We start from the raw sequence: 21,638 nt of genomic DNA on the forward strand, positions 1-21,638 counted from the left end.
GCACCGCCGGCCGCCAGTCGCGAGACCCCGCATGTTCAGGCATGCGGGGTTTTGTTTTTTTCAGGCCTCGTGTTGTTCACCGGCCGGCGGCGGCGCGCGCATCGCGTCGACCACCGTGCGCATGCGCCGCCAGTGCGAGCCTTCCCAGAACACGCGCCGGCACACGTCGCACGCGGCGAAGCGCAGGTGCCGTTGCCGGACGCCGGCCGGCACGCGCGGCGCGGCGGCGGCCGCGTCGAGCGGATGCAGCGGCGCATTGCAGCGCAGGCACAGCCGGAACGGCCGCATGTGCGGCGCGAGGTCGAGCCGCTCGAACAGTTCGCGCAGCTGGTCGGCCGGCTGCACCGCGTGCAGGTAGCAGCCGCGCGCGACCGCGCGCCGCTTGAGCAGCTCGCGGTCGCGGGTCAGCACGATCCGGCCCTCTCGCGCGGCGAGCGCCGCGAGCTCGTCGTCGCGGTAATGGTTGTCGTAGCAGGTGTCGAAGCCTGCGAGGCGCAGCAGTTGCGCGAGGCCGCCGAGATGCGCGTCGGCGACGAAGCACCATTGCGCCGGTGGCGGCGCGGTGGCTCCGTTCACGGTGGCCGACTGCGCGCGCTCCGGAAAGGCTTCGACCCGGTCGCCGTCGTCGAGCGGCCGGTCGAGCGCGGCCGGCGCGTCGTTCACGCACAGCCGGCCGATTTCGGTGTGCGGGACGCCGAGCGCCTCGATCGCGTGCTTCACCGTCGCGTCGCGCGCACATGCGTGCCCGAACGCGCGGTCGCGCTGCGCGCGCGGGAGAAAGGCGTTCAGTTCGTCGTGGAAGCGGAAGGTCGCGGTCGCCATGCGGGCAGTATGGCACCGTGCTTGGCCGGCCGCGTGCCCTGCAGGCGCCACGCATCTGTGTTTAACTCCCCGCTTCACGGAGCGAAGGAGCGGAAAATGGATCTCGGATTTATCGGGCTGGGTGAAATGGGGCAGGCAATCGCGACGAACCTGCTGAAGGCCGGGCACACGGTGCGGGTCTGGAACCGGTCGCGCGAGCGCGCCGAGCCGCTCGCGGCCGTCGGCGCGCAGATCGTCGACACGCCGGCCGACGCGTTTCGCGGCGACGCGGTGTTTTCGATGCTGGCCGACGACGCCGCGGCACGCGCGATCTTCGACGACGCACTGCTCGCCCAGGCGCCGCGCGGCCTGATCCACGTCAACATGGCGACGGTGTCGGTCGCGCTGGCCGAATCGCTCGCGCACGCGCATGCATCGCGCGGCATCCATTATGTCGCCGCGCCGGTGATGGGCCGGCCGGACGTGGCAGCCGCCGCGCGCCTCACGATCATGGCGGGTGGCCCGGCCGAGGCGATCGACCGCGTGCAGCCGCTGTTCGACGCGATCGGCCAGAAGACCTGGCGGTTCGGTTCGCTGCCGCAGCACGCGAACGTCGCGAAGATCGCCGCGAACTTCACGCTCGCGTCGGCGATCGAGACGCTCGGCGAGGCCTCTGCATTGCTCGGCGCGCACGGCGTCGCGATGCGCGATTTCCTCGACGTGATCACCGGCAGCGTGTTTCCGGGCCCCGTCTACGAGGGCTACGGCTCGATGATTGCCGAGCGGCGCTACGAGCCCGCCCGCTTCAAGGCGCGCCTCGGGTTGAAGGACGTTCGCCTGGCGCTGGAAGCCGGCGACGCCGTGTCGGTGCCGCTGCCGGTGGCAAGCGTCGTGCGCGACAACCTGCTCGACGCGCTGGCGCACGGCGGTGGCGAGCAGGATTTCGCGGTGCTCGGCGAAGTCGCGCTGCGCCGCGCGGGCCGCTGATCCGTCGCGCGACAGAAGTCCGGCGCACCGGCATAATCGACGTTTCGTTTTCCCTTACATCGACGCAGAGGCGGGCATGAACTTGCATACGTGGTGGCTTTTCGTGGCGACGGTGTTCGTCGTGTCGGCGATTCCGGGCCCGAACATGCTGCTGGTGATGACGCACGGCGCGCGGCACGGGCTGCGGCGCTCGACGTGGACGATGGCCGGCTGCCTCACCGCGCTGGTGCTGATGCTGTCGGTGTCGGCGGCGGGTCTCGGCGCGGTGCTCGAAGCCTGGCCGGCGATGTTCAACACGTTGCGCTTTGCGGGTGCGGCCTACCTGATCTACCTCGGTGTGAAGGCGTGGCGCGCACGCGTGGACGACGAGCAACCTGCCGCCGACGTCGAGACCGTGTCGCGCCAGGGCGCGCCGGCATCGCGCGGGACGCTGTTCCGCAACGGCTTCCTGGTCGCGGGCAGCAACCCGAAGGCGATCCTGTTCGCGGCCGCGCTGCTGCCGCAGTTCATCAACGCCGCCGAGCCGACGCTGCCGCAGTTCGGCGTGCTCGTCGTCACGTTCGCGGTGATCGAGGTGAGCTGGTATCTCGTCTACGCATCGTTCGGCACGCGCATCGGCGCGACGTTGAAGAGCCAGAGCGTGGCGAAGATCTTCAACCGGCTGACGGGTGGCTTGTTCGTCGGCTTCGGCGCGATGATGGCGCTGGTTCGTCACTGATGTCGAACTGACGCTGGCACGCAGAACGCCCCGTCCCTCGCAAGCGGGCGGGGCGTTCTGCTTTTCGGGCCTCCGTCACGCGCCCGCTCATGCACGCGGGCGCGTCAATGCCGCTGCGCCGGCGCCGCGTCCGGCCGCGAGCCCGAAGACGGCGGCCGCGCCGGCGAACGCAAACCCCACGCCGCACACCGCGCTCCACCCGCCCGAGGCCCACGCGCTGCCTGCGAGCACCGCGCCGAGCGCGCCGCCGATGAAGAACAGCCCGACGAACAGCCCGTTCAGGCGGCCGCGCGCGGCCGGGTTCAGCAGGTTGATTGCGCGGCGGCCGATCGTCTGGTCGACGATCACGCCCGCATCGAGCAGCGCGGCGCCGCCGGCCAGCAGCGCGAGCGCGAGGCCGCGATGCATGCGTGCGTCGAAGCCGAACCAGCCGGCGCCCGCGATCCCGAGCACGACGAGCGCCACGAGCATCGTGCCGTGCGCGATCCGCTGCGCGGCCGGGCCATGGCCGTGGTCGCCGGCACGGCCTGCGAGTGGCGTGACGATTGCACCGCTCGCGCCGGCGAACGCGAACAGCGCAATGCCGTGCAGGTCGAGGCCGAACGGCGGCTGCGCGAGCCGCAGCCCGACCGAGGTCCAGAATGCGCTGAACGCGGCCATCGCGAGCGCGGCCGACAGCGCATGCCGGCGCAGCACCGGCTCATCGGCGAGCAGGCGCCCCATCGACGCAAGCAGCGTGCGGTAGCCGGCCGAGATCGACGGCGTGCGCGACGGCAGGCGCAGCGCGAGCACCACGGCGATCGCGGCGTTCGCGAGCGCGGCCAGCACGTAGAACCCGCGCCAGCCGGCTGACCCCGCGATCAGGCTCGCGAGCGGCCGCGACAGCAGGATGCCGAGCATCAGCCCGCTCATCACGTTGCCGACCGCGCGGCCGCGCTGCGCCTCGGGCGCCATCGACGCGGCCATCGGCACGAGCATCTGGATCACGCTCGACGCGGCGCCGGCCACGAGCGTCGCCAGCAGGAATACGGTGCCCGACCGCGTGAACGCCGGCAGCGCGAGCGCGGCTGCGCACGCGGCCAGCGTCGCGACGATCAGGCGGCGGTTCTCGAGCAGGTCGACGAGCGGGACGAGCAGCACGAGCCCGGCCGCATAGCCGAGCTGCGGCAGCATCGCGACGAGGCCGGCCGGGCCGGGCGGCAGGTGCAGGTCGGCGCTGATCGGCCCCGTCAGCGGCTGCGCGGCGAACAGGTCCATCACGATCACGCCGACCGTCGCGGCGAAGAACAGCGTCATGCCGGCGCTCAGCGCGGGCGGCGGGCCGGCCGGCGCGCTGACGGGCGGGCGCGCGGCGGCGGGGCAACGGTTGGCAGGGCAGTTCATCGGAAGCCTGGCGAGTGAGTCGAAGGAGTCCCCATCGTAGGTGCCCGATGTTTATGCGACAATTGAAATATCTCTAACATGATTATGCGAGTTTGCTTTGAATACGCGTGATCTCCAGGCATTCGTCGCGGTGGTCGACAGCGGGTCGATGGTTGCCGCGGCCGCGAAGCTCCACCTGACGCAGCCGGGCCTGACGCGGCGCGTGCAGAACCTCGAAACGCTGCTCGGCATGCCGCTGCTCGAACGGCAAAGCAAGCCGCTGAAGCCGACGGCCGCCGGGCGCGACGTCTATGCGCTCGCGCGTAACGTGCTGGGCGCGGTCGACGAGTTGATGGCGGCGGGCGCGCCGGACAGCGAGCCGTCGGGCGAGCTGCGCATCGGCGTGCCGCCGTTCCTGTCCGAGCTGGCGCTCGAGCAGCCGATCGACCGGCTGCGCGACGCGTTTCCGCGTCTCACGCTGCGGGTGACGGCCGGCTGGTCGCCGGCGCTGATGCAGGGCATCGAGCGCGGCACGCTCGACGTCGCCGCCGTGATGGTGCCGGCCAGTTCGACACTGCCCGATACGTTCGCGTCGACGCTGCTCGGCACGCAGCCGACGGTGCTCGTCGCCGCGCGCGACTATCCGCTGCCGGACGGTCCGCTGTCGATCGACACGCTGTCGGGTTTTCCGTGGGTGCTGAGCCAGGACGGCTGCGGGATGCGTTCGGCGCTGAGCCGCATGCTCGGCGCGGCCGGGCTGCCGTTCGACGTCGCGGTCGAGGCGTTCGGCTCGGAGCTGCAGCTGTCGCTCGTCGCGCGCGGCGCGGGCATCGGCATCGCCGCGCCGAACGCGCTGGCGCGCAGCGCCCATCGCGATGCGCTGAGGGTGGTGGAAACGGTGGGGCTGGAGACGCGGATCAACGTGTGGATCGTGCACGGCGCGCTGCCGGGCCGGCTGGTGCGGCCGGTCGCGCTGCTGCGCGATGCGCTGGCCGAAGTGCTCGACCGGGAAAACAGGGTGGGGTCAGATGCGGCGAAGGCGGTCTAGAGGCAGCATTCGAGGGAAAATCCTTATTTTCTCTACGGAAATGTTGCATTGCGGAAACCGATTCGCTATAGTTGCACCTGTCTCCTCCATGTCTCCTCTGATATGGATTCAGCCCGCCTCTTAGGCGGGCTTTTTTTTGCCTGCGATTTTGTCGCGGTCTTCCCTTCCTCGTCCGTCGCCGCGCTCAGAACTTGTACGTCATCCCGACGTAGCTGATGATCGGATCGGCCTTCAGGTCCGATTTCGACTCCGAGAGCACCGTGCCGTCGGCCGCCTTGATCGTCACCGTCGACGTCGTCTTCAGCGGGATGTACGTGACCGACGCGATCAGCCCGAAATGCTCGGTCATGTTGTACTGCAGGCCCGCGTTGAACACCGGCTGCCATGACGACGACGCCTTCGCCTCCACCGAGGTCGTACCCGGCTTGCCCGCGCCCGCCGCGAGAACCGCGCCGAGGTTGTCCTGCGTCTGCTTGATGAAGTTCGTGTTGAGCTGCAGGTCGCTGAACCAGTTGTACGACACGCCGAGGCCGAGGAACGGCCGGAACTTCGCGTTTGCCGCCCCGAAGTAGTACTGCAGGATCGCCGCCGGGCTCCACTGCCGCACGCTCTTCACGATCGGGTTGACCGAGGCCAGCCCGATGTTCTGCGTGCCGAGCGCGCCGGCCGGGCCGGGCGGCTTGATCGTGCCCTGGCCCGACACCTTGAACACCGGCGGCACGCCGGCCACCGACGTGACCGCGATATGGTCGGTCAGGAAGTGGCTGACCGTCAGGCCCACGGTGTCGGCGCCGCTCGTGTGCAGCCCGGTGCCCGGCGACGTGAACGACGGCGGCAGCCGCAGCGGCGTGTTGATCGGCGTCGGCGCGACGTTGGTCGTCATCGGCGTGCTGCTCTGCTGCGGCATGATATGGAACCAGCCCAGCGTCACGACGTTGCTGCCAGCGCTCTGCGCGTGCGCCGCGAGCGGCGCCACGGCGGCGGCGCCGGCCGCCGCGCAGAGAAGGGTCTTCTTCATCACGGCTTTCCCCTCCGCTTACTGGACGAATGCGCCGATCGTGAAATACGGCGTCGATCCCGCGTTGTCGAGGAAACCGAACACGCCACCCGTGAAGATGAACTTGCCGGTCGGCGACGTGCTGCCCGAGCCCGTGTGAATCGTCGTGACCGTGCCCGGCACCTTCTGCGTGTAGTCGAGATCGAGCGCGGTCGCGAGCGAGGCCTGCGACGCGTTGAACGGATCGAGCAGCGTGGCCTGCTTGTCGATCAGCGCGGTGGTCCGGTAATCGAACTGGCTGTCGACGCCGATGTACTCGCCGTTCTGCGAGCCGGTCGCGATCGCCGTCTGTGGCGAGAGGATCGAGATGCTCGATTCGTCATCGGCGGTGAGGCCCGGCACGCCGTTGGCGTCCGGCGTCGGGTTCGGGTTCGCGACACCCGTGCGCACGAGGATCGGCACGAGCTGGTTGCGCAGCTTGCCGACGATCATGAAGCCCTTGCCCTGCGGCGTCGCCGACAGCGTCGGCTTCAGCTGGCTCGCGTAGTTGTTCGACTGGAACGCGCCGCTGCCGTCGGCCGACTGCGCGAAGTTCGTGCCCTGCTGCGTGCAGGCGCCGCCCGCGAACTGGCCGGTCGTATCGCACTTGGTCCACGTGCCGTCCGCGTTGATCGTCACCTTCGCGTCGATCGACGCGGGCGCGAACTTCTGCGACGGCACTTCGCCGAAGCCGATGTGGCTGTACGTGCCCGCGACCTTCGTGATGTCGGTTTCGATCGACGAGAAGCCGATGAACGGGTAGTACGGGAACTTCGTATCGGGCACCGCGGCCTGGCCGAGCACGCCGTCGAACTGGATTTCCTTGCCGGGGATCGTGCCGCCCGCCACGCCGAAGCCGACGAAGATGCGCGCCGGGCGCGACGCATCGAGGCTCGCGCCGTTCAGCCGGAACGCGCACTGGTTCAGCTTGTTGGTCGGCAGCAGCGTTTCCTGCGTGAGCGTGCCGCTGTCGACGGTGCCTGCGCGGGTCGGCGTGACGGTGCCGGTCTTTTGCGGGACGGCCGATTCGACGTAGGTGACCTGCCAGGTCATCTTGGTCGTGTCGAGCTGGACTTTCGCGAGCTCGCCGCTGCCTGCGCCGCCCGTGAATACAGTGTTGTAGTCGAGCGTGGCGGGGCAAAGCCGGTCTTCGACGAGCGGGGGCGGGTTGTCGCCGCCGCTGCCGCTGCCGCCGCAAGCGGAAAGAAGGGGGGCGGCAAAGGCCGCCGCCAGAATGAGGTTGCGCTTCATGTTGCTCCTCCAGATTTGTCTTGTGCGGCGGCCAGCTCCCTGTCGGCCGCTTCTGTTGGTCGTGCTCGTCCTGCTTGCGCCGTGCCGAGCGCCTTCGTGCCTTCCCTGCGTCACGCGACGGCGGTCAGCCCGCCGTCGCGCCCTCGTTCGCTACTTGCTGATCTGCGCGCCCACGCCGAAGTACGGTGTCGACGACGTCGTCGAATTCGCCGACGTCGGCGTGACGCCGCCGTTCACCGTGCCCTGGATCAGCGCCGCGTACAGCCCGCCCGTCGCGATCACCACGCCCGATGCGGACGGGTAGGCCGCGCCGCTTGGCGGGGCGGTCGTCGCGTTCAGCAGGCCCGGCGTCGTCTGGCCGTAGTCGAGCGTGAAGCCGTCTTCCTCGACCTGCGTGGACGGGTTGATGAACGACGCGTTGCTGCCGCGGATCAGTGCGGCCGTGTACTTGAAGTTCGAGTCCGCGCCCGCGTAACCGCCGTCGATCGCGCCCGACGTGATCGCCGTCGCCGCGCCGAGCACCGCGATGCCCGATTCGTCGTCGACCTGCGCGTCGGTGTGCAGCGGCGGCGTGCCGAGGTTCACGTTGCCCGTGCGCACGATCACCGGCACCGTCGCGCCGTTGAGCTGGCCGATCACCATGTGCGCGGTCGCCGACTTGCCGGTCGCGCCGACGATCGGCAACTGCGTTTGCGGCAGCGTCTGCGGCGCCTTCGCGCTGTCGAAGTAGCCGCCGTTCGCGGTGTTCGCGGTCCACGGGTTGCCGGTCGTCTGGCAGCCGCCCGAACTCGTCGACGTGCACGCGCCGTTCGCGTCGAACGTCTCGCTCGAGTTCGAACCCTTCGTCGCATAGTTGCCCGACGGCACGAGGTGGTAGATCAGTGCGTTGTACGTGCCCGGCAGCTTCGTGAGGTCGGTCGTCGTGTTCGCGAAGCCGAGGAACGGGTAGAAATCGAAGTGACGGTTCGGCACCTTGCCGACGTCCTTTGCCACCACGACCGGACCGATGGCGATCGTCAGCCCGTCGTACTGGATCGTCGCGCCCGGAATGCCGCCGCCCGCGACACCCATGCCGACCAGCAGCATCGGCGGGTTCGCCTGGTTGAAGTCGGCGGCCGTCGAATAGGTCGTGCCGTTCGGCGCCTTGCCCGAGCCCGGCGTGAGGATGAACGCGCAGCGCGTCTGCTCGGCGGTCGGCAGTACGCCGGTCGGCGGGTGCATGACTGCACCGGTGATCGTCGTGCCGGCGCGGCTCGGCGTGACCGTGCCGGTCGCGAGCGGAATCGGCGATTCGAGCCACTTGAGCGTGTAGGTCATCGCCACCGCGTCGATGTTGACGCTGACGATCTCGCCGCTACCGGCGCCGCCGAGGTACGTGCTCTTCACGATGTCGGCGTTGGCCGGGCACAGTGCGCCGTTGATGGGCTGCGACGGCGGCGGCCCTTGCGTGCCGCAACTGGATCCGGAACATTGGGGCGCATTGATCGGCGCGGGTGCGCCGCCGTCCCCCCCACCACATGCAACCAGGAAAGGGGCAATGGCAAAGGCCGTTGCCACCCCCTTCGATAAGGTGTGCGACATGCCGCTGTCTCCAATCGTTTAATTGTGCGAGCTAATGTCGCCGCCTTGATTTTTGCTGTCAATTGATGAACCCGTCTAAAAAAGGCGATTGAAACGGGTGTCGTGTATTGAATCCTTGTCCGACACGGCATTCGGTAAGAATTAAAACGTGGGACAGGCTGCCGAAAGCGGCCAGAGTGGGGGATGTGCGACGCCGGACAGGCCGGCGCAGAGCCTTCCTGCGTATAACGGCAGCGTTTAAAGCGGCGGTATCCGGTTTATCCCTATTCGGGATTGACTGGATAAAGAAGGGGCGGGATTAATTCACTGGTAATCGCGCAATGGAAAGCTTGTAAATATTTGTAAATGCGCGATCCGGATTTTTATTTATTGCCTGATACGGGTAAATAAAAAGCCGGCCAGTGGCCGGCTTTGCATTGCATGCGATGATGAATCAGCGTTTGAGGCCGGCGTCCTCGGCCGCGCCGATGTTCAGGTTCATGCACTGGATCGCGGCGCCCGACGCACCCTTGCCGAGGTTGTCGAGGCGCGCGACCGTGACGAAGCGCTCCGCGTTGCCGAACACGAACAGGTCGACGCGGTTCGTGTCGTTGTTCGCCTGCACGTCGAAGAAGCCGCCGTCGAGGTTCGCGTCCGCATCGAACGGCGCGACGCGCACGAACGCTTCGTCCGCGTAGTACTCGGCGAACACGCGCTGCACGTCCTGCGGCGTCGCGCGCTTCGCGAGCTGCTCGGGCGTGAAGTAGGTCGTCACCGCGAGGCCCTTCAGGAACGGACCGACGATCGGCGTGAAGATCGGCGGGTTCGCGAGGCCCGTGTGCGCGGCCATTTCCGGCAGGTGCTTGTGCGCGAGGCCGAGCGCGTACGGGCGCGGGCTCGCGAGCTTGCCGCCCGGCGCCGCGTTCTCGTACTCGGCGATCATCGACTTGCCGCCGCCGCTGTAGCCGGTGATCGAGTAGCTGTGCGCGGCGAACGTCGGCGCGACGATGCCCGCATCGACGAGCGGCCGCATTGCGAGCACGAACGCCGATGCGTGGCAGCCCGGCACCGCGATACGCTTCGACGTGCGAATCTTCTCGCGCTGCGCGCGGGTCAGCTCGGGCAGGCCGTAGGCCCAGTCGGCGCTGGTGCGGAACGCGGTGCTCGCGTCGATCAGCGTGGTGTTCGGGTTCTCGACGAGCGACGCGGATTCGCGCGACGCGACGTCCGGCAGGCACAGGAACGTGACGTCCGACGCGTTGATCAGGCGGCGGCGCTCGTCGACGTCCTTGCGCTTCGCTTCCTCGATACGCAGGATCTCGATGTCGCTGCGTGCCGACAGGTATTCGAAGATCTTGAGGCCGGTTGTGCCTTCCTGGCCGTCGACAAAAACTTTGGTGCTCATTTCGCTCTCACTGAATGAAACGGGGGCCCGCGCCCTGAAACCGCCATTTTAAGACGTCATCCGGCGGGCCTGCACCGCGCGGGGCGAAAAAAAGACGGCCGGCGGGCCGTCTTGTGTCCCTTTGGCGCCGGCCGCAGCGGGCGCCGGGGCGCGCTCAGCCGCGGCCGGCAACCCAGCGGGCGGTCGCTTCGGCGACGCGCCGGCCGAATGCCTTGCCCGTCTCGAGGTCGCCCGGCAGCGGGCCTTCGTCGGGCGTCGAATCGGCCGGCGACTGCGCGAGCAGGCCCGTCGAGCCGCCCAGGTAGTTGATGTCGTTGCGCGTGGCCGCCTTCGAGTTGGCCGGCATCAGGCTCGTGCCGACCCACACCATCCCATGCTGCATCGACAGCGTGACGAAATATTGAATTGTCGAGAATTTGTCGCCGTTCATCGTCGCGGAGTTCGTGAAGCCCGCGGCGATCTTGTCCTTCCATTTCTGCGTGAACCACGCTTTCGACGTCGCGTCGGCAAACTGCTTGAACTGCGCCGACGGGCCGCCCATGTAGGTCGGCGCGCCGAAGACGATCGCGTCGGCCGCGTCGAGCGCGGCCCAGCCCGCGTCGTCGACGTCGCCGACGGCGAGCAGGCGCACGGTCGCGCCGGCATCCTGCGCGCCCGCGTGCACGGCTTCGGCCAGTTTCTGCGTGTGACCGTAGCCGCTGTGATAGACGATGACGATGTTCGACATGAAGCGTTCTCCGGAAAGGAACGGGAACGGCGGACCGCAGGCTCGCCGCGTCACGCGTCGCCGGTGGGCGGCGCGACGGATGCGCGGCATGGCGCCGCGACCGGTGACGACGAGTCTAGCAAGCCGAAATGACGGGAAAACGCGTGAGCGCGGAGAACGTTATTTCGCGGCGGCCGGCAATCGCGGCGGCGTGCGATGCCCGGCGGCCCATGCGCGTTACTGCCCGTAGTTGACCGTGAGTTGCGCGGTGCCGATCGCCAGCGTGCCGATCTCGTGCTCGAACATCGGCGCGGGGCGGCCCTGCGCGACGCGCAGGTCGTCGCCCTTGAGCGCATAGACGGTGATCACGTAGCGGTGCGGCTTGCCCGGCGGCGGGCACGGGCCGCCGTAGCCGTCGATCCCGAAGTCGTTGCGCGCCTCGCTCGCACCGATGCGCCGCAGGAAGCCGGACGCGCTTGCGTCGGCTGGCAGGCTCGTGACCGTCGCCGGAATGCCCGCCACGGCCCAGTGCCACCAGCCGTGCCCCGGAGCATCGGGATCGAAGACCGTGACCGCATAGCCGCGCGTGCCGGGCGGCGGGTTGTGCCAGGTGAGTTGCGGCGAGTGGTTGCCGCCCTTGCAGTCGCCGCGGTCGAACACGTTCGCGGCGCGGACGCGCCCGCCCGGCGTCAGGTCATCGCTCGTCACGGTGAACGGGCCTTCCGCATGCGCGGGCAGGGCAGAGAGGACGACGGCGTAAAGGAGGGCGGCGAGGAACGGCGACGGGCGACCCGATGGCGCAGGCGGAGTGATCCGGCGATCCACACGCATATGGCGCTTCTCCCGTCACGTGGGCCGGACCGATGCGTCCGGCGTTGTTGGCGTCGTGCGTTGCCTGCGCAACTGATGGCAGCGATGGATCAAGTCTAGCATTAGGGTTCGATGAGCGACGCACGCCGCGACCCGTGGTCGCGATCGTTTCCTGCGCGAATCGACGGGCGCAAAATCGACGGACGAAAAAAAGCCGCCCGCGATGAAGCGGGCGGCTCGTTCAGCCAGGACGCCGGCCGGCGGGCCGGCGCGGCATCAATCCTTCGGGGACGTTGCGCCGCCGTGCGCAGCCGACCACTCGGCCGGTGCGTGCAGGAATTTCTCGACTTCGTCGAGCGTCTTCGTCTCGAAGTAGCCCGAGGCCTTCGCGACGCGCAGCACGTCCCACCACGTCGCGAGCGCGTGCAGGTCGACGTCGATGTCCTTCAGGACCGACACGCTTTCCTTGAAGATGTTGTAGTGGAACAGCACGAAGCAGTGGTTCACCGTCGCGCCCGCGGTGCGCAGCGCGTTGACGAAGTTGATCTTGCTGCGGCTGTCGGTCGTCAGGTCTTCCACCAGCAGCACGCGCGAGCCTTCTTCCAGATGGCCTTCGATCTGCGCGTTGCGGCCGAAACCCTTCGGCTTCTTGCGCACGTACTGCATCGGCACCATCATCCGGTCCGCGATCCACGCCGCGAACGGGATGCCGGCCGTTTCGCCGCCCGCCACCGCGTCGATCTGCTCGAAGCCGATGTCGCGCGTGATCGTCGTTTCAGCCATTTCCATCAGCGCGCGGCGCACGCGCGGGTACGAAATCAGCTTGCGGCAGTCGATATAGACGGGGCTTGCCCAGCCGGACGTGAAGATGAACGGTTTTTCTGCGTTGAAGTGCACTGCCTGTACTTCGAGCAGGATTTTGGCGGTCGTATCCGAGATCGACTGACGATCGTAGCCTGTCATGGGCATTCCTTGGGTGATGAGCGAAGAGCGGGCGCGGGCCCGGTGGCGCAGCAAGGGGAACCTGCCCAGGGGGCCGGGGCGCGATCGGACGGCCAATCGCATCGCTGCGCGCGTAGCCCGCTATTTTACCCGATTCAGGCCGGTTTTCGGCGGAATTCGCGCGGGTTCGACGCGCGGCTCACCACCGGCGAAACAAACGGGGCTGGATCGCTCGCGCGCTGAGGCGGAGGATGCGGCGTTGCACCAACATGCGTCATTTAGGGGGTGTACACTAGGCGACCCTTAGAAATCGTTCAGTACTTTGTACTTTCCTCTTGCCACCCGCCAAGGTTCGATGGCGTGCCGATCCGGCGCGTCGCGTGCCGTCTCGCAGTCGATCACCCCCTCGATTCAAGCAGACGCGGCCGAAGGTGCTGTGTACTGAACCGTCAATATTTCGCATGTCTCTCGCAGGTCAATCATGGACGAACAACTGAAGCAGGCCGCACTCGCTTATCACCTGAACCCGAAACCCGGCAAGATTTCGGTCACCCCGACCAAGCCGCTGTCGAACCAGCTCGATCTGTCGCTCGCGTATTCGCCGGGCGTCGCCGCTGCGTGCGAAGCGATCCACGCCGATCCGCTCGACGCGCAGAAGTACACGTCGCGCGGCAACCTCGTCGGCGTCATCACGAACGGCACCGCCGTGCTCGGCCTGGGCAACATCGGCCCGCTCGCCGCGAAGCCGGTGATGGAAGGCAAGGGCTGCCTCTTCAAGAAATTCGCGGGCATCGACGTGTTCGACATCGAACTGTCGGAGTCCGACCCCGACAAGCTCGTCGAGGCGATCGCGATGCTCGAGCCGACGCTCGGCGGCATCAACCTCGAGGACATCAAGGCGCCGGAATGCTTCTACATCGAGCAGAAGCTGCGCGAGCGCATGAAGATTCCCGTTTTCCACGATGACCAGCACGGCACCGCGATCATCGCGTCGGCCGCGATCCTGAACGGCCTGAAGGTCGTCGGCAAGAAGCTGTCCGAAGTGAAGCTCGTGTGCTCGGGCGCGGGCGCAGCGGCCATCGCGTGTCTGGACCTGCTCGTGAACCTCGGCCTGACGAAGTCGAACATCCTCGTCGCCGATTCGAAGGGCGTGATCTACGAAGGGCGCGGCAACCTCGATCCGTCGAAGCAGCGCTATGCGGCGACCACCGACGCACGCACGCTCGCCGACGCGATCGTCGGCGCGGACGTGTTCCTCGGCTGCTCGAGCGCGGGCGTGCTGAAGCAGGACATGGTCAAGACGATGGGCGACAAGCCGCTGATCCTGGCGCTCGCGAACCCGGAACCGGAAATCCGCCCGGAAGACGCGAAGGCCGTGCGTCCGGACGCGATCGTAGCGACCGGCCGTTCGGACTACCCGAACCAGGTCAACAACGTGCTGTGCTTCCCGTTCATCTTCCGCGGCGCGCTCGACGTCGGCGCGACGACGATCACGGAAGAAATGAAGCTCGCGTGCGTGCGCGCGATCGCCGAGCTGGCGCAGGAAACCGACCAGAGCGAAGAAGTCGCGAAGGCGTATGAAGGCCACTCGCTCGAATTCGGGCCGGACTACCTGATTCCGAAGCCGTTCGACCCGCGCCTGATCATCAAGATCGCGCCGGCCGTCGCGCAAGCCGCGATGGACTCGGGCGTTGCCACCCGCCCGATCCAGGACATGGACGCGTACCGCGAGCAGCTCGGCGCGACCGTCTACCGCACCGGCATGGTGATGCGTCCGGTGTTCGCCACCGCGAAGCAGAAGCAGGCCCGCATCGTGTTCGCCGAGGGCGAAGACGAGCGCGTGCTGCGCGCCGCGCAGTTCGTGCTGCAGGAAAAGATCGCGAAGCCGATCCTCGTCGGCCGTCCGTCGGTCATCGACATGCGCCTCGCGAAGATCGGCTCGAAGCTGAAGGCCGGCACCGATTTCGAGATCGTCGACCCGGAAGACGATGCGCGCTACCACCGCTACTGGCAGGCGTATCAGGAGATCGGCGCGCGCGACGGCGTGACGCCGGAAGTCGCGAAGGCCGCGATGCGCAAGTTCAACACGCTGATCGGCGCGATGCTCGTGCATCTGGGCGACGCGGACGGGATGATCTGCGGGATGATCGACACGTTCCACAGCCACCTGAAGTTCATCGAACAGGTGCTGGGCCGTGCGAAGGGCGCCGAGCACTTCGCGGCGATGAACCTGCTGATGCTGCCGGGCCGCAACCTGTTCGTGTGCGATACGTACGTGAACGAACTGCCGAGCGCCGAACAGCTCGCCGACATGACGATCCAGGCCGCGGCCGAGATCGAGCGCTTCGGCATTGCGCCGAAGGCTGCGCTGCTGTCGAACTCGAACTTCGGCAGCGCGCCGTCGGCGTCGTCGCGCCGGATGGGCGAGGCTCGCAAGCTGATCGTCGAACGCGCACCGAACCTGGAAGTCGATGGCGAAATGCACGGCGACGCGGCGCTGTCGGAGCTGATCCGCAAGCAGGCATTCCCCGGCACGACGCTGTCGGGTGAAGCGAACCTGCTGATCATGCCGAACGTCGAAGCGGCGAACATCGCGTACAACCTGCTGAAGATGGTCGGCGGCGAAGGCGTGACGGTTGGCCCGTTCCTGCTCGGCGCGGCGAAGCCGGCTCACATCCTGACGCCGGCTGCGACCGTGCGCCGGATCATCAACATGACGGCCGTTGCCGCCGCGAACGTGAACACGAAGTAAGTCCACGCCCGCGTGTGCCGCGCTTTACGCGCGGCGCAATGAAAAACGCCACGGAACCTGCGTTCCGTGGCGTTTTTTTATCGTGACGCGACGTGAACGGATAGCCGCTCGCCGGCGGGCATCCGGCCGCGAATGCCCGCCGCGTGCCGTCAAGCGACCTGCTGGTGCGACTGGCCGCCCGACGGTGAACGCCACTTCGCGAGCAGCGTGTCCCGCTTCTGGCGTACCGCGCGCAGGTTGTTCTCCTTCACGTGGCCGTAGCCGCGAATGCCGTCCGGCAGCGCCGCGAGCTCGACGGCGAGCGGACGGTTGGCCGCGTTCAGCTTGGCGAGCACCTCGTCGATCAGTGCTTCGTACTCACCGATCAGCGCACGCTCGGTGCGACGCTCCGCAGTACGGCCGAACGGGTCGAGCCCGGTGCCGCGCAGGAACTTCGCTTTCGCGAGCATCCGGAACGCCGACATCATCCACGGGCCGTAGGCCTTCTTCACGAGATGGCCGTGGGCGTCCGTCTTCGCGAACAGCGGCGGCGCGAGGTGGAACTTCAGCTTCCAGTCGCCTTCGAACTGCGCGGTCAGGCGCGCGAGGAACGCCGGATCGGATTGCAGCCGCGCGACCTCGTATTCGTCCTTGTACGCCATCAGCTTGAACAGGTTGCGCGCGACCGCTTCGGTCAGCGGCTCCTGCATCGTGTCGCCGTCTGCCAGCGTGCGCTCGGCCGCGCGCACCTTGTCGACGAATGCCGCATAGCGAGACGCGTACGCGGCGTTCTGGTACGCGGTGAGGAATTCGACACGCTTCGCGATCAGCGCGTCGACGGCCTTCTTCGTGTGCAGCGAAATCACCGTGGCGCCTTGCACGGGGCGCGCGTCGCCGGCCGCAGCCTGCTTCACGCTCGCCAGGTCGTACGCGGCGCGGCGGCCCCAGTCGAAGGCCGCGCGATTCTTCTCCACCGATACCGCATTCAGCTCGATCGCGCGGACGAGCGACGCGAGCGTGAGCGGCAGCCAGCCCTTCTGCCACGCGTAGCCGAGCACGAACGGGTTCGTGTAGATCGCGTCGCCGAGCAGCGCGACCGCGAAGCGGTTCGCGTCGATGAAATCGACGGCTTCACCTGCTGCCGCGCGGATGTCGTTCTCGGCAGACAGGCCCGGGAACGACCAGTTCGGGTTCTTGATGAACTCGGCGGTCGGCGTCTGCGCGCTGTTGACGACTACGCGCGTCGTGTCGTGGCGCATCCGCGACGTGCACTCGTCGCCGGCCGTGACGATCGCATCGCAGCCGATCACGAGGTCGGCCTCGCCCATCGCGATTCGCGTCGCATGGATGTCGGTCGGCGCGTGCGAGATCTGCACATGGCTCATCACGGCGCCGCCCTTCTGGGCGAGACCGGTGACGTCGAGCACGGTCACGCCCTTGTTCTCCAGATGCGCGGCCATCCCGAGCAGCGCGCCGATCGTGACGACGCCCGTGCCGCCGACGCCCGTGACGAGCACGCCGTATGCGCGGTCGATGTCCGGCAGCGTCGGCTCCGGGATCGGCGGCAGTGCGTTGCCGTCGACCGACACGGCCTTCGGCTTCTTCAACTGGCCGCCCTCGACCGTGACGAAGCTCGGGCAGAAGCCCTTCACGCACGAGAAGTCCTTGTTGCAGCTCGACTGGTTGATCTGGCGCTTCGTGCCGAATTCGGTTTCCAGTGGCTCGACCGACAGGCAGTTCGACTGCACCGAGCAGTCGCCGCAGCCTTCGCACACCGCGTCGTTGATCACGACACGCTTGGCCGGATCCGGATACGTGCCGCGTTTGCGGCGACGGCGTTTCTCGGTCGCGCAGGTCTGGTCGTAGATCAGGATCGTCGTGCCTTCGATCTCGCGCAGCTCGCGCTGCACGTCATCGAGCTGGTCACGGTGGTGGATCGTCACGCCCGGCGCGAGCAGCGCCTTCTGGCTGTCGTACTTCTCCGGCTCGTCGGTGACGATCACGATCTTCTTCGCGCCTTCCGACGCGAGCTGGTGCGTGATCTGCGGCACCGTCAGCACGCCGTCGACCGGCTGGCCGCCCGTCATCGCCACGGCGTCGTTGTAGAGGATCTTGTAGGTGATGTTCGCCTTCGACGAGATCGCCGCGCGCACGGCCAGCAGGCCCGAGTGGAAATAGGTGCCGTCGCCGAGGTTCGCGAACACGTGCTTTTCGTCCGTGAACGGCGCCTGGCCGATCCATGGCACGCCTTCGCCGCCCATCTGGCTGAAGGTGCTCGTGCTGCGGTCCATCCACACGGTCATGTAGTGGCAGCCGATCCCCGCGATCGCGCGCGAGCCTTCCGGCACGTTGGTCGACGTGTTGTGCGGGCAGCCCGAGCAGAACCACGGCTTGCGCTCGGTCTGCACGTGGGGCTTCGCGAGCGCCATTTCCTTCGCGTTGATCACGGCGAGGCGCGCGGCGATGCGTGCCCGCACGTCGGACGGCAGCTCGAACTTCTCGAGGCGCGTCGCGATCGCCTTCGCGATGATCGCGGGCGACAGTTCGTAGTGCGCGGGCAGCAGCCAGTTGCCCATCGGCACCGACCATTCGCCGCCGGCGCCGTCCTTCTCGTCGAACTTGCCGAACACGCGCGGGCGTTGCCCGTCGGGCCAGTTGTACAACTCTTCCTTGATCGCGTATTCGAGGATCTGGCGCTTTTCCTCGACGACGAGGATTTCGTCGAGCCCGCGCGCGAACGCCTGTGCGCCCTGTGCTTCGAGCGGCCACACGCAGCCGACCTTGTAGAGCCGGATGCCGATTCGCGCGCAGGTTTCGTCATCGAGGCCGAGGTCGGTCAGCGCCTGGCGCACGTCGAGGTACGCCTTGCCGCCGGTCATGATCCCGAAGCGCGCGCTCGGCGAATCGATCTCGATGCGGTCGAGCTTGTTCGCGCGCACGTAGGCGAGCGCCGCGTACCACTTGTAGTCGAGCAGCCGTGCTTCCTGCACGAGCGGTGGGTCGGGCCAGCGGATGTTCAGGCCGCCTTCCGGCAGGATGAAGTCGGTCGGCAGCACGATCTCGGTGCGATGCGGGTCGATATCGACCGATGCCGACGATTCGACCACGTCCGTCACGCACTTGAGCGCGACCCACAGGCCCGAGTAGCGGCTCATGGCCCAGCCGTGCAGGCCGAAGTCGAGATATTCCTGCACGTTGGACGGGAACAGCACCGGCAGCCCGCAGGCCTTGAAGATGTGTTCGGACTGGTGCGCGAGCGTCGACGATTTCGCCGCGTGGTCGTCGCCGGCGAGCACCAGCACGCCGCCGTGCTTCGACGAGCCGGCCGAGTTCGCGTGCTTGAATACGTCGCCCGTGCGGTCGACGCCCGGGCCCTTGCCGTACCACATGCCGAACACGCCGTCGTGCTTCGCGCCGGGGTACAGGTTCACTTGCTGCGAGCCCCACACGGCGGTGGCGGCGAGATCTTCGTTGAGGCCGGGCTGGAAGACGATCTGGTGGGCGGCCAGGTGCTGCTTGGCTTTCCAGAGCGACAGATCGAGGCCGCCGAGCGGCGATCCGCGGTAGCCGGAGATGAAGCCTGCCGTATTGAGACCGGCGGCGCGATCGCGTTCCTGCTGGAGCATCGGCAAGCGCACGAGGGCCTGGATGCCGCTCATGTACGCGCGACCGCGTTCCAGTGTGTATTTGTCGTCAAGCGTGACGGACTTCAGCGCGGCTTCTAGCGATGCGCGTTGGCCTGCGTCTAGCGGGGCATTCATTAACAGTCTCCTCCACCCAGTTTGGGATCACCAAAACTCGCCTGCTTCGGGCATCTTGTGGACGCGTCGGCAGTGGCCGGCATATTGGCCGGTTTTAAGCGATGGTAGCACTGGGGCAAACCCGCCGCCCATCGGTTGGAATGCGGGGGGATTGCGGCGCTGCGTCAGAAAAACAGGGCAGAACCATGCGTTACATCATGTAAAAGCATGTAAAGCCTGCCCCATCTTCGTGCAAACGCCGTTAATCTTGTCGGCCTGCCGGAGGTGCCCGGCCGCGTTGGCTTGTTTCGACGCAATCGGGGAGGCGCCGGCAGTTTTACAGGAGGTGCAATGAACACACGTCATATCCAGAGTTTCCTGATCGTGTCCGCCGCGTTTTTCTCGATGACCGGCCCGGTGCACGCGCGAGGCGCGAGCGCACTGGCGGCAGCCGGCGCGCAGATGCAGCAGATCGTGCCGGCCCAGGACGCCGTCGCGCAGCAGTCGGCCGAGCGCGCCGTCGAGTCGAAGGCGAACGCGCGTTGATCCGCTCGCGCGGCCAGCGGGCCGCGCCGGAATGCAAAAAGGGCGGGAATCCTCGGATTCCCGCCCTTTTTCTTTGCGCCGCCGGATCGTGCGGGCTGCCGGGTTGCCCCGGGCAGCCGCCCGCCGGATGCGTCAGGCCTTGTCCTGCACGACGCCGCGGCGGATCTGGTCGAGTTCGATCGATTCGAACAGCGCCTTGAAGTTGCCTTCGCCGAAGCCCTGGTTGCCCTTGCGCTGGATGATCTCGAAGAAGATCGGCCCGATCTGGTTCTCGGTGAAGATCTGCAGCAGCAGGTCGTCGCGCGCGCCGTCGATCAGGATCTTGCGTTTCTTCAGTTCGTCCAGCGATTCGCCGTGGTTCGGCACGCGGCGGTCGACCAGCTCGTAATACGTGTCGATCGTGTCGAGCAGCTTCACTTCCTTGCTGCGCAGGCCATCGACCGCCTGGTAGATGTCGGTGGCGCCGAGCGCGATGTGCTGGATGCCTTCGCCGTGGTAAGCGTCGAGGTATTCCTGGATCTGGCCGGCCGTATCCGAACCTTCCTCGTTGATCGGGATGCGGATCTTGCCGCACGGCGACGTCATCGCCTTCGACTTCACGCCCGTCACCTTGCCTTCGATGTCGAAGTAGCGCACTTCGCGGAAGTTGAACAGGCGCTCGTAGAACTCCGCCCATTCCTGCATGCGGCCGCGATGCACGTTGTGCGTCAGGTGGTCGATGTAGGTGAGGCCGTGGCCGACCGGGTTCGGGTTCGCGCCGGCGATCGGCTCGAAGTCGACGTCATAGATGCTGATGTCGCCGATGGCGCCCGGTTGCGCGCCGTTCTTGCCGCGCCAGCGGTCGACGAAGTAAATCAGCGAATCGCCGATGCCCTTGATCGCCGGGATGTTCAGCTCCATCGGGCCCGTCTTGTTGTCGAAGCCCCATGCGCCGAGCTCCAGCGCGTGCTTGTACGCCTTCGCGGCGTCCTGCACGCGGAACGCGATCGCGCAGATCGACGGCCCGTGCAGGCGCGCGAAGCGTTGCGCGAACGAATCGGGTTCGGCGTTGATGATGAAGTTGATGTCGCCCTGGCGGTACACCGTCACGTCTTTGTGGCGGTGGCGCGCGATCGCGGTGAAACCCATCCGTTCGAACAGCTGTCCGAGCGCTTTCGGGTCCGGTGCCGTGTATTCGATGAATTCGAAGCCGTCGGTGCCGACGGGGTTGTCCCAGTTCGGGATCTGCATGGCGTGTCTCCTGTGGGGGCGATCGGCCGGGGCGACGTGCGCAGGCCCGGCCTGGTTCGATGTCGAACGTGGCGCCCGCGGCGGCGAGCGCGACGAATCGGTACGTGCGACAGAGTGTAGCGGGCAGCCGTGAGCGTAAACTTGCGAACTTAATTGCCCGAACCTACGATGGCGCAATTTCCAGTCTCAAACCATTCATTGGAGGGCAGAAGATGGCGCAAGCCGAATTGGATGCCATCGATCGGCGAATCCTCGCGATTCTTCAGGAGAACGGGCGCCTGTCGAACCAGGAGATCGCCGAGCGTGTGAACCTGTCGCCGAGCCCGTGCCTGCGGCGGATCCGGCGGCTCGAGGAGATCGGCGTGATCACCGGCTATGTCGCGCTGCTCGATCCGCAGAAGCTCGGGCTCGATCTGCTCGCGTACGTGAGCGTGCGGCTCGAGAAGCGCGGCGGCCTGGCGCCGATGCGGGCCGACGAAACGTCGGCGCGGGCGGGCGCGACCCATGCGGAGCTGTTCCGCGCGGCCGTGCAGACCTGGCCGGAAGTGGTCGCGTGCCACGCGATGACGGGGGACATGGATTACCTGCTGCGCGTGCAGGTCGAGGACATGGCGCATTTCTCCCGCTTCGTGCAGGAGCACCTGCTGCATCACCCGTCGGTGATCGACGTGAAGACGAGCTTTTCGCTCGAATGCTTCAAGGAAACGACGGCGTTGCCGATTCGTTCGGTGCGCTAGTGCGCGGCGGGGACGGGAGAGGCCGGGC

Annotated in this window: 17 protein-coding genes; 6 read left to right on the plus strand and 11 right to left on the minus strand. The window is 67.3% G+C overall.

The window, feature by feature from the left end; all coding sequences use genetic code 11:
• Nucleotides 1–60: 60 nt before the first annotated feature.
• Entirely contained in the window at nucleotides 61–822 is a 762-nt protein-coding gene (locus LXE91_RS06135; RefSeq protein WP_039366832.1) for a Mut7-C RNAse domain-containing protein, read from the minus strand.
• Nucleotides 823–831: 9 nt separating this feature from the next.
• Between LXE91_RS06135 and LXE91_RS06140 the strand changes: the two genes are divergently transcribed.
• A complete protein-coding gene (locus LXE91_RS06140; RefSeq protein WP_223274453.1) occupies nucleotides 832–1,788 on the plus strand; it encodes an NAD(P)-dependent oxidoreductase in 957 nt (318 codons plus the stop codon).
• 76 nt (nucleotides 1,789–1,864) lie between these two features.
• On the plus strand, nucleotides 1,865–2,506 hold the full coding sequence (locus tag LXE91_RS06145; protein WP_039366835.1) for a LysE family translocator: 642 nt from the start codon (nucleotides 1,865–1,867) through the stop codon (nucleotides 2,504–2,506).
• A gap of 87 nt (nucleotides 2,507–2,593) precedes the next feature.
• Here the strand turns inward: LXE91_RS06145 and LXE91_RS06150 are convergent, their stop codons facing one another.
• Nucleotides 2,594–3,889 carry an MFS transporter gene (locus LXE91_RS06150; protein WP_278068121.1) on the minus strand — a complete coding sequence of 432 codons (1,296 nt, stop codon included), beginning with the start codon at nucleotides 3,887–3,889 and terminating at the stop codon, nucleotides 2,594–2,596.
• Between the two features lie 97 nt (nucleotides 3,890–3,986).
• Here LXE91_RS06150 and LXE91_RS06155 point away from each other — a divergent pair, with 97 nt between their 5' ends.
• Entirely contained in the window at nucleotides 3,987–4,916 is a 930-nt protein-coding gene (locus LXE91_RS06155; protein ID WP_039366838.1) for a LysR family transcriptional regulator, read from the plus strand.
• A gap of 184 nt (nucleotides 4,917–5,100) precedes the next feature.
• On the opposite strand, the gene LXE91_RS06160 is transcribed toward LXE91_RS06155, so the two are convergent.
• The 7 genes from LXE91_RS06160 to LXE91_RS06190 form a co-directional block, all read right to left on the minus strand.
• Entirely contained in the window at nucleotides 5,101–5,934 is an 834-nt protein-coding gene (locus LXE91_RS06160) for an OmpW/AlkL family protein (RefSeq protein ID WP_039366841.1), read from the minus strand.
• 18 nt (nucleotides 5,935–5,952) lie between these two features.
• Nucleotides 5,953–7,203 carry a DUF2957 domain-containing protein gene (locus tag LXE91_RS06165; RefSeq protein ID WP_039366843.1) on the minus strand — a complete coding sequence of 417 codons (1,251 nt, stop codon included), beginning with the start codon at nucleotides 7,201–7,203 and terminating at the stop codon, nucleotides 5,953–5,955.
• 150 nt (nucleotides 7,204–7,353) lie between these two features.
• On the minus strand, nucleotides 7,354–8,784 hold the full coding sequence (locus LXE91_RS06170) for a DUF2957 domain-containing protein (RefSeq protein WP_039366847.1): 1,431 nt from the start codon (nucleotides 8,782–8,784) through the stop codon (nucleotides 7,354–7,356).
• 433 nt (nucleotides 8,785–9,217) lie between these two features.
• Nucleotides 9,218–10,168, minus strand: a complete 951-nt coding sequence (gene argC / locus LXE91_RS06175; protein ID WP_039366852.1) for an N-acetyl-gamma-glutamyl-phosphate reductase — start codon at nucleotides 10,166–10,168, stop codon at nucleotides 9,218–9,220.
• Nucleotides 10,169–10,322: 154 nt separating this feature from the next.
• On the minus strand, nucleotides 10,323–10,895 hold the full coding sequence (locus tag LXE91_RS06180; protein ID WP_039366855.1) for a flavodoxin family protein: 573 nt from the start codon (nucleotides 10,893–10,895) through the stop codon (nucleotides 10,323–10,325).
• 216 nt (nucleotides 10,896–11,111) lie between these two features.
• A complete protein-coding gene (locus LXE91_RS06185; protein WP_039366859.1) occupies nucleotides 11,112–11,705 on the minus strand; it encodes a YbhB/YbcL family Raf kinase inhibitor-like protein in 594 nt (197 codons plus the stop codon).
• Between the two features lie 255 nt (nucleotides 11,706–11,960).
• Complete coding sequence (locus tag LXE91_RS06190) at nucleotides 11,961–12,647, minus strand: orotate phosphoribosyltransferase (protein ID WP_011350651.1); 687 nt, start codon at nucleotides 12,645–12,647, stop codon at nucleotides 11,961–11,963.
• A gap of 460 nt (nucleotides 12,648–13,107) precedes the next feature.
• Between LXE91_RS06190 and LXE91_RS06195 the strand changes: the two genes are divergently transcribed.
• A complete protein-coding gene (locus LXE91_RS06195; protein WP_039366863.1) occupies nucleotides 13,108–15,378 on the plus strand; it encodes an NADP-dependent malic enzyme in 2,271 nt (756 codons plus the stop codon).
• A 149-nt stretch (nucleotides 15,379–15,527) separates the two neighbouring features.
• Here the strand turns inward: LXE91_RS06195 and LXE91_RS06200 are convergent, their stop codons facing one another.
• Nucleotides 15,528–19,118: an indolepyruvate ferredoxin oxidoreductase family protein gene (locus LXE91_RS06200; RefSeq protein WP_039366865.1), complete on the minus strand. Its 3,591-nt coding sequence runs from the start codon at nucleotides 19,116–19,118 to the stop codon at nucleotides 15,528–15,530.
• Nucleotides 19,119–19,448: 330 nt separating this feature from the next.
• On the opposite strand from LXE91_RS06200, the gene LXE91_RS06205 reads away from it, so the two are divergent.
• Complete coding sequence (locus tag LXE91_RS06205) at nucleotides 19,449–19,643, plus strand: hypothetical protein (RefSeq protein WP_039366868.1); 195 nt, start codon at nucleotides 19,449–19,451, stop codon at nucleotides 19,641–19,643.
• A 132-nt stretch (nucleotides 19,644–19,775) separates the two neighbouring features.
• On the opposite strand, the gene hppD is transcribed toward LXE91_RS06205, so the two are convergent.
• Nucleotides 19,776–20,873 (minus strand): 4-hydroxyphenylpyruvate dioxygenase, encoded by a 1,098-nt coding sequence (gene hppD, locus LXE91_RS06210; RefSeq protein ID WP_039366871.1) that lies wholly within the window; start codon nucleotides 20,871–20,873, stop codon nucleotides 19,776–19,778.
• Nucleotides 20,874–21,085: 212 nt separating this feature from the next.
• Here hppD and LXE91_RS06215 point away from each other — a divergent pair, with 212 nt between their 5' ends.
• On the plus strand, nucleotides 21,086–21,610 hold the full coding sequence (locus LXE91_RS06215; protein WP_039366874.1) for an Lrp/AsnC family transcriptional regulator: 525 nt from the start codon (nucleotides 21,086–21,088) through the stop codon (nucleotides 21,608–21,610).
• The last annotated feature ends 28 nt before the right edge of the window (nucleotides 21,611–21,638 follow it).

Origin of the sequence: Burkholderia contaminans (assembly GCF_029633825.1) — a bacterium.
In the GTDB taxonomy this organism is placed as follows: Bacteria; Pseudomonadota; Gammaproteobacteria; order Burkholderiales; family Burkholderiaceae; genus Burkholderia; species Burkholderia contaminans.

Excerpts from the sequence above, each read along its gene's own strand:
- LXE91_RS06215 (WP_039366874.1), top strand. The coding sequence starts at position 21,086 with ATGGCGCAAGCCGAATTGGATGCCATCGATCGGCGAATCCTCGCGATT.
- argC (WP_039366852.1), bottom strand. The coding sequence starts at position 10,168 with ATGAGCACCAAAGTTTTTGTCGACGGCCAGGAAGGCACAACCGGCCTC.
- LXE91_RS06145 (WP_039366835.1), top strand. The coding sequence starts at position 1,865 with ATGAACTTGCATACGTGGTGGCTTTTCGTGGCGACGGTGTTCGTCGTG.
- LXE91_RS06200 (WP_039366865.1), bottom strand. The coding sequence starts at position 19,118 with ATGAATGCCCCGCTAGACGCAGGCCAACGCGCATCGCTAGAAGCCGCG.
- hppD (WP_039366871.1), bottom strand. The coding sequence starts at position 20,873 with ATGCAGATCCCGAACTGGGACAACCCCGTCGGCACCGACGGCTTCGAA.
- LXE91_RS06165 (WP_039366843.1), bottom strand. The coding sequence starts at position 7,203 with ATGAAGCGCAACCTCATTCTGGCGGCGGCCTTTGCCGCCCCCCTTCTT.
- LXE91_RS06135 (WP_039366832.1), bottom strand. The coding sequence starts at position 822 with ATGGCGACCGCGACCTTCCGCTTCCACGACGAACTGAACGCCTTTCTC.
- LXE91_RS06205 (WP_039366868.1), top strand. The coding sequence starts at position 19,449 with ATGAACACACGTCATATCCAGAGTTTCCTGATCGTGTCCGCCGCGTTT.
- LXE91_RS06150 (WP_278068121.1), bottom strand. The coding sequence starts at position 3,889 with ATGAACTGCCCTGCCAACCGTTGCCCCGCCGCCGCGCGCCCGCCCGTC.
- LXE91_RS06180 (WP_039366855.1), bottom strand. The coding sequence starts at position 10,895 with ATGTCGAACATCGTCATCGTCTATCACAGCGGCTACGGTCACACGCAG.
- LXE91_RS06160 (WP_039366841.1), bottom strand. The coding sequence starts at position 5,934 with ATGAAGAAGACCCTTCTCTGCGCGGCGGCCGGCGCCGCCGCCGTGGCG.
- LXE91_RS06190 (WP_011350651.1), bottom strand. The coding sequence starts at position 12,647 with ATGACAGGCTACGATCGTCAGTCGATCTCGGATACGACCGCCAAAATC.
- LXE91_RS06185 (WP_039366859.1), bottom strand. The coding sequence starts at position 11,705 with ATGCGTGTGGATCGCCGGATCACTCCGCCTGCGCCATCGGGTCGCCCG.
- LXE91_RS06140 (WP_223274453.1), top strand. The coding sequence starts at position 832 with ATGGCACCGTGCTTGGCCGGCCGCGTGCCCTGCAGGCGCCACGCATCT.
- LXE91_RS06195 (WP_039366863.1), top strand. The coding sequence starts at position 13,108 with ATGGACGAACAACTGAAGCAGGCCGCACTCGCTTATCACCTGAACCCG.
- LXE91_RS06170 (WP_039366847.1), bottom strand. The coding sequence starts at position 8,784 with ATGTCGCACACCTTATCGAAGGGGGTGGCAACGGCCTTTGCCATTGCC.